This window comes from Mesorhizobium silamurunense, assembly GCF_014843905.1.
In the GTDB taxonomy this organism is placed as follows: domain Bacteria; phylum Pseudomonadota; class Alphaproteobacteria; order Rhizobiales; family Rhizobiaceae; genus Mesorhizobium; species Mesorhizobium silamurunense.
On record NZ_LPVS01000240.1, the window covers coordinates 1 to 9435 of the forward strand.

The 9435-nt window shown below is 65.6% G+C and carries 10 protein-coding genes; 4 read left to right on the forward strand and 6 right to left on the reverse strand.

Annotated features, from left to right (window positions below):
• Window positions 1-260: LysR family transcriptional regulator (locus tag AU465_RS33650; protein ID WP_192257379.1), on the reverse strand; the 260-nt coding region annotated here is incomplete at its 3' end.
• Window positions 261-359: 99 nt separating this feature from the next.
• Between AU465_RS33650 and AU465_RS33655 the strand changes: the two genes are divergently transcribed.
• Window positions 360-1370, forward strand: coding sequence for a zinc-dependent alcohol dehydrogenase family protein (locus tag AU465_RS33655; RefSeq protein ID WP_192257381.1), 1011 nt, complete (start codon window positions 360-362; stop codon window positions 1368-1370).
• A 61-nt stretch (window positions 1371-1431) separates the two neighbouring features.
• Here the strand turns inward: AU465_RS33655 and AU465_RS33660 are convergent, their stop codons facing one another.
• The gene (locus AU465_RS33660; protein WP_246506672.1) at window positions 1432-1914 is read right to left on the reverse strand and encodes a hypothetical protein; all 483 of its coding nucleotides are present in this window, start codon (window positions 1912-1914) and stop codon (window positions 1432-1434) included.
• 11 nt (window positions 1915-1925) lie between these two features.
• Window positions 1926-2630: a gamma-glutamylcyclotransferase gene (locus tag AU465_RS33665; protein WP_246506673.1), complete on the reverse strand. Its 705-nt coding sequence runs from the start codon at window positions 2628-2630 to the stop codon at window positions 1926-1928.
• A gap of 398 nt (window positions 2631-3028) precedes the next feature.
• Here AU465_RS33665 and AU465_RS33670 point away from each other — a divergent pair, with 398 nt between their 5' ends.
• Window positions 3029-3403 carry a YybH family protein gene (locus AU465_RS33670; RefSeq protein WP_192257383.1) on the forward strand — a complete coding sequence of 125 codons (375 nt, stop codon included), beginning with the start codon at window positions 3029-3031 and terminating at the stop codon, window positions 3401-3403.
• 66 nt (window positions 3404-3469) lie between these two features.
• Here AU465_RS33670 and AU465_RS33675 read toward each other — a convergent pair whose 3' ends face one another.
• Genes AU465_RS33675 through AU465_RS33685 form a run of 3 tightly spaced genes read right to left on the reverse strand, consistent with a single transcriptional unit; the run spans window position 3470 to window position 7196 of the window.
• Window positions 3470-5758, reverse strand: coding sequence for a xanthine dehydrogenase family protein molybdopterin-binding subunit (locus AU465_RS33675; protein ID WP_192257385.1), 2289 nt, complete (start codon window positions 5756-5758; stop codon window positions 3470-3472).
• Window positions 5755-6738: an FAD binding domain-containing protein gene (locus AU465_RS33680; RefSeq protein WP_192257387.1), complete on the reverse strand. Its 984-nt coding sequence runs from the start codon at window positions 6736-6738 to the stop codon at window positions 5755-5757. The genes AU465_RS33675 and AU465_RS33680 overlap by 4 nt, the downstream gene beginning before the upstream one ends.
• Window positions 6735-7196: a (2Fe-2S)-binding protein gene (locus AU465_RS33685; protein WP_312891352.1), complete on the reverse strand. Its 462-nt coding sequence runs from the start codon at window positions 7194-7196 to the stop codon at window positions 6735-6737. Before AU465_RS33685 ends, AU465_RS33680 begins: the two co-directional genes overlap by 4 nt.
• A 524-nt stretch (window positions 7197-7720) precedes the next feature.
• On the opposite strand from AU465_RS33685, the gene AU465_RS33690 reads away from it, so the two are divergent.
• Together AU465_RS33690 and AU465_RS33695 are read left to right on the forward strand one after the other, a co-directional pair.
• Window positions 7721-8374 (forward strand): TetR/AcrR family transcriptional regulator, encoded by a 654-nt coding sequence (locus AU465_RS33690; protein ID WP_192257391.1) that lies wholly within the window; start codon window positions 7721-7723, stop codon window positions 8372-8374.
• Between the two features lie 112 nt (window positions 8375-8486).
• Window positions 8487-9317, forward strand: a complete 831-nt coding sequence (locus AU465_RS33695; protein WP_192257394.1) for an aldo/keto reductase — start codon at window positions 8487-8489, stop codon at window positions 9315-9317.
• Window positions 9318-9435 lie beyond the last annotated feature (118 nt).

Genomic DNA, 9435 nt, shown 5'->3' on the forward strand with positions numbered 1-9435 from the left:
GCTTCCGCCTCGTCGACCGAGGCGAGAATGGCGCGCACGCGCAACAGGAATTCCGCGCCCGCCTCGGTCAGCGACACGCTGCGCGTTGTGCGGTGGAGCAGCCGCACGCCCAGCCGCTCTTCCAGCGATTGCAGGCGGCGCGACAGGATGGTCGCGTCGCGCCCGACCCGCGCCGCCGCCCTGGTGAAGGAGCGCGCCTCGGCGACGGCCGCGAAGGCCGCCATTTCGGCAAGGGCGGAGGGTTCATGGAATTGCTGCATGATTTGCAATGCTCAAATGCAAAGTCCAACAATTATCGAGGAATAGCGCAGCAGCTAGGTTCGCTCAACCCGTCAATCGACCACCCACGGAGTGAACCCATGAAAGCCATCGAACTCAGCCAGCCCAGGCTGGACGCCTTCCGCGCCGCCAGCGTCGCCACGCCCGAACTGCAGCGCGGCGAGGTGCTGATCCGCCAGCGCGCGGCGAGCCTGAATTTCGTCGATGTCGCTGTGGCGAGCGGCAACTATCCCGGACCGGTCTTCCCGCTCATTCCGGTTGCCGACGGCGCGGGCGAGATCGTCGCGCTCGGCGAGGGCGTGACAAGGTTCAGCACGGGCGACCGCGTCGTCGCCCATGCCAAGCCGCGCTGGATCGGCGGCCGGCCGCGGCCTTACGAGATGACGCAGATGCGCGGCATCTCGCTGCCCGGGTCGCTGGCCGAATATGTCGCCCTGCCGGCCAATTCGGTCGTGCCGGTTCCGGCGCATCTCTCCTTCGAGGCGGCCTCGACCCTGCCCATCGCCGGCACCACCGCCTGGAACGCGATCCGCGCCGCCGATGTCGGGCCGGGCTCGGTGGTCGTGCTGCTTGGCACCGGCGGCGTCTCGATCTTCACGCTGCAGCTCGCTAAGGCGGCCGGCGCCACCGTCATCATCACCTCCTCGTCGGACGAGAAGCTGGAGCGGGCGCATGGGCTCGGCGCCGATCATCTCATCAACTACCGCGCGACGCCCGACTGGGACGGCAAGGTGCTGGAACTGACCGATGGACTCGGCGCCGACCTCGTCGTCGAGACCGGCGGCACCGCAACCTTCGCCCGCGCCGTCAACGCCACCGCGCCCGGCGGCACGCTCTTCACCATCGGCTTCGTCACCGGCGCCGAGGCGACCGTCAACCTGCTGCCGATCATCATCAAGGCGCTGAAGGTGGTGGGCAACAACACCGGATCGGTCTCAGACCTGCGCGACGCCGCCCGCGCCATCGCCGCCGCCGGCATCGAGCCGGTCGTCGACAAGGTGTTTTCACAGAACGAGGCGACCGAAGCCTACACCCACATGGCCGCCGGCGGCCTGCATTTCGGCAAGCTGGTGTTCGGGTTGGACTGGTAGGCTGCTGATGGAGATTGGCGAAGGCGGCGGAGCGCGCAATCTTCCCCTAAGCGGGTGAGATTCAATCAGCCTCGCCGCCCGAACCCTTGCCGCACTCGGCCAGCACCTTGCCGATCGCCGCGCTCGATCCGGTCAGCGGAAAGCTCGCCTCGCCATACTTATCCGCGCTGATTTTCACCTCACCCTTGCCGCGCAAAAGCGCCAGCAGCGGGTCGGATGGGCCGGAAAGCTCCGCCGTGAAATAATTGTACATCGCCTCGAGAACCAGCTTTTTGGTCACGCTCTTGCCGCCGGCCCTGAAGGTGAAGGAGCCGCTGATGCCGGGCTCGAGCTGCCCGCCCGCGGCGCCCAGATCATAGCTCAGCACCGGCTTGTCGAAGCAGGCCAGCATTAACTGCGCGTCGCCCTTCGGCCCGCCGCAGACCGAGGCCATTATCACGCTGCCGCCCTCGTCCTCCTCCATTTTGGCGGACCAGGCGCAGGATGCGGCATGGGCGGACTGGGTGGCCAGCGCCAGGATGATGGTTGCCAATACGCTTTTCATGATGCCTCCCGTTAAGATGCGGGAGGATCATACCGAGCAATTGAAACCAGGACAGCGGGGAGATTGGCGAACCGGGGTGGGATTCCTTTGAGAGGTTCTTTGAGACGCCGTCGGGACAGGGTCGCATTGCCCGGCCAGGTCACGGATGCGACGAAGTAAGGCTTGTCTGCAACAAGCGACTGCAAGCGCCACAAGTTGCGATCCCGAATGCCCAAGGCCTCCAATTGCGAGATTGTGTTGTGAAGAAATTCGGCGCACGATCCTCCGTGGCCACATGCTCTGGCCAAAATGCCCGCCGTCTCATCCAGGGTAAGGCCTCCCATATAGTTGCCTCCCTTTCGGTTGACGACGAAGGCAAGGGCTCGAACGAGCCCTTGATCTGTCCGAACCTGCACCCAACGGTGAGCGTGGGTTAACGGCTTGCTGGACGGCCGCACCGGCATTTCGCGTCGGACAAGTTTTCCGAGTTGGGCTTCAATCGTGTCTTCCGCCAGCCGTAGGGCCCTTCCCCTGCATTGGCCTCCCCGGTCGAGCCCCATCGTCAAGCCTGGCTGGTCGACAGTTCCGCGCCAATCCCGCATGCGAATACAGAACGAACGGTGCCACCCCGGCACTACGCCTGCACGCTCCTCCACGTGTTCCACGGCCGGATTCCAGAGAAGTGAGCCATAGGCGAAAATCCACACATCCGGTCCATCAGGACGCGTTGCCAACATGTCCCGAACGATGGCGTTCCACTCGGTTTTTCGGTGTTTCGAACCATATCCGGGGCCGGACCGGTATTCTCAATCGCGCGAATTGTACGCGCGACCAAATCAGCAGTCAGCGCCATCTGGCGTCGCGCTCGCGGCATATCTCTCGAATCCCCCGTGGAGTCGAACAACCCGTGCAGCAATATTACTGCTGCAGCCCATGTCGGAAAACCACTCTTTGGCGAGTCGTCGCGAGGCTACTGCGGCCAACCATTGTTGGGCAAAGTCGGCCCGTCACGGCTCCCAAGCCAATCGGTGACCCAGCGTCGGCGCTCCCGCAGGCGCATATTGCCAGCGGCGACGTTTGCCCCACCTATTCACCGACGAATCCGCCCGCCGCACGATTGCAAGGAGACAACCCAATGACCGAAGACGAAGCCGCGATCCGGCAGGTGGTCGATACGTGGATGGCGGCAAGCCGCAAGGGCGATTTGGATACGGTGCTTGGCCTGATGACGGACGACGTCGTCTTCATGGTCCCCGGCAAGGAGCCGTTCGGTAAGGAGGAATTCGCAGCCGCCTCCAGGGGCATGGGGGAAACGAAGATGGACGGCGTGAGCGAGATCATCGAGCTGAAGCTGCTCGGCGACTGGGCTTATATCCGCAACCGCATCGACATGACGGCGACACCGCCGGGCGGCGAGCCGGTGCGGCGGTCGGGCTACACGCTAACGTTGTTGCGCAAGGAGAGCGACGGGCGCTGGCGGCTGGTAAGGGATGCGAATTTGCTGGGGTAGGGTGGCGTCGTTGGAGCTGCGATCTCCCCCCGCAAGGGAGGGAGATTACGCGCCCTAAGGCCATCGCTAAATCAACTTCTCCAAGGTAATCGGCAAATCCCGCACCCGCTTCCCCGTCGCGTGGAACACCGCATTGGCAATCGCCGGCGCCACGCCGACAATGCCGAGTTCCCCCACGCCCTTGCCGCCGAGCGCGGACGAATGCGGGTCGGGGATGCCGACAGAAATCGTCTGGATATCCGGAATGTCGGCGTTGGTCGGCAGCATGTAGTCGGCGAGGTTGCCGTTGACGATGCGGCCGTGCCTTCGGTCGACGATGCCTTCTTCGAGCAGCGCCTGGCCGATGCCCATGATGATGCCGCCCTTCCACTGGCTTTCCGCCAGCTTCGGGTTGTAGAGCCGGCCGGAATCCAGCGCCGAGACCACGCGCGAGACGCGCACCGTGCCGAAATCCTCGTCCACCCGCACCTCGACGAAATGCGCGCACCAGGAATGGCGCGAATAGTCGCCTTCGGTGTGCGGGATCGCCATGGCGATGGTGGTGTAGTTCTTGTAGCGCGCCTCCGGCGTCGAGTTCGCCGGCATGGTGTCGCCCTTGGCCTCGATCCGCTCGCGGCCAAGCGCGCTCATCAGCTCGGCGATCGACAGCTCCGGCCCTTCGCCACGCGGCGAGGCGATGCGGCCGTCTCTCACTTGCAGCGTGTTCGCCTGCAGCTTCTGGAAGGGCGAGCGCGGATCGGAGAGCGCCAGCCCGATCAGGTCGTCCAGCGCCTGGCCGGCCGCCTTGTAGACGGCGCCGGTCATGACGCCGGCCAGCCGCGAGCCGCCGGTGACGCCGGCGCGGGCGAGGCGCGAATCGCCGAGCTTCACCGACACCTGCTGCACCGGCACGCCGAGCGTTTCGGCTGCGGTCTGCGCCAGGATCGTGTAGGTGCCCTGGCCCATGTCGATGGAGGAGCTTTCGACCTCGACCGAACCGTCGGCCATGATCTTCACCACCGCCTCGCCATGAGCGCGCCGCACCGGATAGGTGCCGGCCGCCACGCCCCAGCCGATGAGCTGACGGCCCTCGCGCATCGAGCGCGGCGCGTTGCTGCGCTTCGCCCAGCCGAAGGCTTCTGCACCAGCGGCAAAGGCTTCGCGCAATTGGCGTGTCGACCACGGCTTCTTCGCATGCGGATCCTGCTCGGCATAGTTGATCAGCCGGATCTCCAGCGGATCCAGCCCAAGCTCATAGGCGAGTTCGTCGATGGCGCATTCGATGCCGAAGGCGCTCGGGTTCTCGCCCGGCGCGCGTTTTGCCCCGGGCACCACCGTGTTCACCCGCACCACATTCTGCTTCGAGGAGAAGTTGGGCGTGGCGTACATGATCGAGGTGACGGAACCGAGCGGCTCGACCCACATGCCGTCGACGGCCGTCTCGTTGACGCCGCGATGCACGATCGACTGGATGCGGCCTTCGCGGTCGGCGCCGATCGCCACTGTCTGCCGTGTGGCGGCACGGCCGCCATAGGAGGTGAAATTCTGCGGACGGTTGAGCACCAGCTTCACCGGCCGTCCAAGCATCTTCGCCGCGGCCGCCGCCACCGCGCTGTGGGCGAGGGCGAGGGCCTTCGAGCCGAAGCCGCCGCCGATATAGGGCGAGACCAGCCGCACATTCTCGAACGGGATCGAAAACCATTCGGCATAGGTGCGCGCCATGCCGTCCAGCCACTGGCTCGGCTCCCAGATGGTGAGCTCATCGCCTTCCCAGCGCGCGATCAGCCCGTGCGGCTCCATCGCCGTCTGGAACTCGCGCGGCGTGTTGTAGGCCACGCAGACGCGCACCGGCGCTTCGGCGAAGGCAGCTTCGGCGTCGCCCCATTCCTTGGTCATGGCGTCGATCGGGATGCCGTCGGTGCCGTCGCTCAAATCGACGATGGCCGGCGTCTCGTCATAGCCGACCTTGACGAGTGCCGCCGCCGCCACCGCCTGCTCGAAGGTCTCGGCGACCACGGCAGCGATGTGCTGGCCGGAAAAGGTCACCTCGCGGGCGAGGGGGCAATAGGTCGGCTGTGATGGCGGGTTGCCAAGCCAGTCCGACGCGCCCTTCAGCCCCATGATGGTGTCGGGCGTCAGCACGGCAAGCACGCCCGGTGCGGTTTCGGCCGCGCGCGTGTCGATGGCCGCCACCTTGCCGGCGGCAATCGTCGCGCTAACCAGCACCGCATGCGTCAGCCCTTCGAGCTGCTGCTCGAAAGCGTATTTCGCCGCGCCGGTGATCTTGGCCGGCCCGTCAACGCGCGACAGGCGCCCGCCGACGGCTTCGAGGCGCGCGCTGTCCGATGCGGCGTGTTTCATGTCATGAACGGTCATGCCGTCTCTCCCAATTTGAGGATGGCGCGCGCGATCACGCGCGGCGCGAGCGCTATTTTGTAGTGGTTGGCGCCATGGTCGACGGCGCCCCCCATGGCGAGCTCGCTCGCCTTGCGCACGATCGCTTCGTCGAGCGGCTTGCCCCTCAGCGCATCTTCGACTTCGCGAGCCCGCCACGGCTTGGTGGCGACACCGCCGAGCGCGACGCGGATGTCGCGGATGGTGCGGCCGTCGGCTTCGAGCTCCAGCCCGACGGCGGCACTTGCGGCTGCGAATTCATAGGACTGGCGATCGCGGATCTTCAGATAGGTCGAGCGCCGCGCGGCAGCCGAGCCGGGGATCTCTATTCCCATGATCACCTCGCCGGGGCGGATGTCGTGCTCTTGCTCGGCGGTGGCGCCGGGGGCGAGGAAGAAGTCTTCGACCTTGAGCTTGCGCTCGCCGAGATCGATCTCGGCGTCGAAAGCGACCAGCGCGATGGCGAGATCGCCCGGATAGGTGGCGATGCAGGCCTCGCTCACGCCAAGCACGGCATGGCCGCGCGTCACGCCGCCGATCGCCGAGCAGCCGCTGCCCGGCGCGCGCTTGTTGCAGGCCGGGAAGTTTTGCGGATCGCGGAAGTAAGGGCAGCGCGTGCGCTGCATCAGGTTGCCGCCGATGGTCGCCATGTTGCGCAGCTGCGCCGATGCCGCCTGCCACAGCGCTTCGGACACCGCCGGGAAATGGCTCTTCACACCGGCATGGTCGGCGACATGGCTCATCTTCGCCAGCGCGCCGATCACGGCGCGATCGGCGTCGACCTCGATGGCATCGAGCCCCTCGATATGGCTGATGTCGATGACGGTCGAGGGTTCGGCGACGCCGCATTTGGCGAGGTCGACCAGCGTCGTGCCGCCGGCAAGCAGCATGGCGCCGGGAAGCGCCGCGGCGTTGCGCGCGGCCTCGACGCTGTCGGCGCGGACGTAGGAAAAATCTCTCATGAGCGAAGCTCCTGTGCTGCCTGGCGGACGGCGGCGACGATGTGCGGATAGGCGCCGCAACGGCAGAGATTGCCGGCCATGTATTCGCGGATCTCCTCATCTGAGCCGGCATGGCCCTCGCGGATGCAGGCCACCGCCGACATGATCTGTCCCGGCGTGCAATAGCCGCACTGGAAGGCGTCCTGCTCGAGGAAGGCGGCCTGCACGGCATGAAGCGTGCCGTCCTCGTCGGCGAGGCCCTCTATTGTGGTGATCGAGCGGCCTTCGACCTGGGCCGCCAGCGTCAGGCAGGCAAGCACGCGTTCACCGTCGACATGCACGGTGCAGGCGCCGCACTGGCCCTGGTCGCAGCCCTTCTTGGTGCCGGTGAGATGAAGCCGCTCGCGCAACGCGTCGAGCAGCGTGACGCGCGGCTCGATGTCGAGCGCATGGTCACGGCCGTTGATGGTAAGGTGGATGGATAAGGTGGTGGGGCTGGGCTGGGCGATTGAGCCGTTAGTAGCACCGCCATTCCTGAAATGGCCGTCTTCGGGAGGATCGATGATGGTCTGGCCTGTGTGGGTTTGACTTGTCATGGGGCGTCGGGCTCCAATTGCTGGACGCTAGGCGGATGGAAATGGGGCTTGGGAGGAGAGGGGCAAGGCGTGGAAGCTGCTAATCTCCCCCTTGTGGGGGAGATGTCCGAAAGGGCAGAGGGGGGCGAAGGAACGAGGCGTTTGCGGTTTATGGTCTTCGACAGAAATCCCTTCCAAGGAAGCATGTGACACGGACTGAGACGCCGGCGGGACAGCGCCCCCCTCTGGCCTGCCGGCCATCTCCCCCACGAGGGGGCAGATCACGCGCTCCAACGCCGCCCTTCTCCAGCGGACAGGGAAAGCTTTTCGTCCTTCAGCACGTGACATACCGCTTCCCCTGATTATATGATAAGGCTACTCCACTAAAACGGAGGCGCCTCCGTTTATTTACGTGGGGGCTGACCCGCATGGGTTCAAGCCCCCATATTGCGAGAGTGGAGAAAAAACTGTCCGACCAGCAGCCACAGACTGCCGAAAAGCAGGAAGCGCCGGCACAGAAGCCGCTGCGCGCCGACGCGCAGCGCAACCGCGACAAGCTCGTCGAGGTCGCGGCGCAGGCATTCGCGGCTGACGGCGTCGACGCCTCGCTGGAGGAGATCGCGAAGCGGGCAGGGGTCGGCATCGGCACCCTCTACCGGCATTTCCCGACGCGCGAGCATCTGGTCGAGGTGGTCTACCGCCGCGAGGTGGAAGGGCTCTGCCTGGCGGCCGACGAACTCGCTCAACTGCATCCGGCTGATGTCGCGCTGGAGCTCTGGATGCAGCGTTTCGTCGACTACATCGCCACCAAGCGCGGCCTCGCCACCAGCCTGCGCCTCCTGCTCAGCGCTAACTCGACGCTGTTCTCGGATACGTCGGGCCGCGTCTCAGGCGCCATGCGAGCCCTCGTCGAGGGGGCCGCCGCTTCGGGAAAGATTCGCGCCGATGTCGACGCCTCCGACGTGATGCATGCGCTCGGCGGCATCTACTCCGCCCCCAACACGCCCGACTGGCGCGAGCGGTCGGGACGGCTGGTGAAGCTGTTGATGGATGGGCTGAGGTTCGGGGCGAGGAACCAATAGGGTAGGCGCTCTACGAATATCCCCTCTGTCCCGCCGACATCTCACCCTCTCGCATTCCCCAAACTGCAGCCTACATAGGCGGGGCCAACCCATCGTGCAGAAGGAACCACCCATGCCTGAACAGCTAACACTGAACGACGGCGCCACCATTCCCCAGATCGGGCTTGGCGTGTGGCAGGTCGATTTGGGTATCACGGCCAAGGTCGTGCGCTGGGGAATCGACGCCGGCTACCGCCTGATCGACACCGCCGAGGGCTACCGCAACGAGGAAGGCGTGGGAGAGGCGATCCGCGCCGCAGGCGTGCCGCGGTCCGAGCTGTTCATCACCTCGAAGCTGCGCAACGGCGGCCACCAGCGCGATGCAGCGCTTCGCGCCTTCGACGACACGATGCAAAAGCTCGGCATCGACCAGATCGATCTCTTCCTCATCCATTGGCCGGTGCCCAGCCAGGACAAATATGTCGAGGCCTGGAAGACGCTGGTCGAGCTCAAGCAAGCCGGCCGCATCAAGTCGATCGGCGTGTCGAACTTCAATCAGGACCATCTGGAGCGCATCATCGGCGAGACCGGCGTGACGCCCGTCGTCAACCAGATCGAATTGCACCCGCGCTTCCAGCAACGCGACAAGCGCGAATTCCACAAGAAGCACGACATCCATATCGAAAGCTGGAGCCCGCTGGGCAGCGGCCGGCTGCTCGCCGACCCGACACTTGCGGGGATCGCGAAGAAGCACGGCAAGTCGGTGGCGCAAATCATCATCCGCTGGCACCTGCAGGAAGGGCTGGTCGTCATCCCGAAGTCGGTCCACCAGGACCGCATTGCCGCCAATTTCGACGTCTTCGACTTCGAACTGGATGAGAACGACATGCAGACCATCCGCGGCATGGACTCGACCGACGGCCGCACCGGGCCTGACCCGGCAACGGCAGCGTTTTCGTTCTGAGGCGCTGCCCTTGTGGAGCCGACTCAGGAGCGCCAATCTCCCCCTTGCGGGGGATGCTTGGCAGGGCAGAGATCCCATGAGGCGACGGGCGGCGGAACTCAGGTAAGGTTTCGGGGTC

Bases quoted from the DNA above. Each gene is read 5' to 3' on its own strand.
- AU465_RS33655 (WP_192257381.1), top strand. From the start codon at position 360: ATGAAAGCCATCGAACTCAGCCAGCCCAGGCTGGACGCCTTCCGCGCC.
- AU465_RS33665 (WP_246506673.1), bottom strand. From the start codon at position 2,630: ATGTTGGCAACGCGTCCTGATGGACCGGATGTGTGGATTTTCGCCTAT.
- AU465_RS33690 (WP_192257391.1), top strand. From the start codon at position 7,721: ATGGGTTCAAGCCCCCATATTGCGAGAGTGGAGAAAAAACTGTCCGAC.
- AU465_RS33675 (WP_192257385.1), bottom strand. From the start codon at position 5,758: ATGACCGTTCATGACATGAAACACGCCGCATCGGACAGCGCGCGCCTC.
- AU465_RS33680 (WP_192257387.1), bottom strand. From the start codon at position 6,738: ATGAGAGATTTTTCCTACGTCCGCGCCGACAGCGTCGAGGCCGCGCGC.
- AU465_RS33670 (WP_192257383.1), top strand. From the start codon at position 3,029: ATGACCGAAGACGAAGCCGCGATCCGGCAGGTGGTCGATACGTGGATG.
- AU465_RS33695 (WP_192257394.1), top strand. From the start codon at position 8,487: ATGCCTGAACAGCTAACACTGAACGACGGCGCCACCATTCCCCAGATC.
- AU465_RS33660 (WP_246506672.1), bottom strand. From the start codon at position 1,914: ATGAAAAGCGTATTGGCAACCATCATCCTGGCGCTGGCCACCCAGTCC.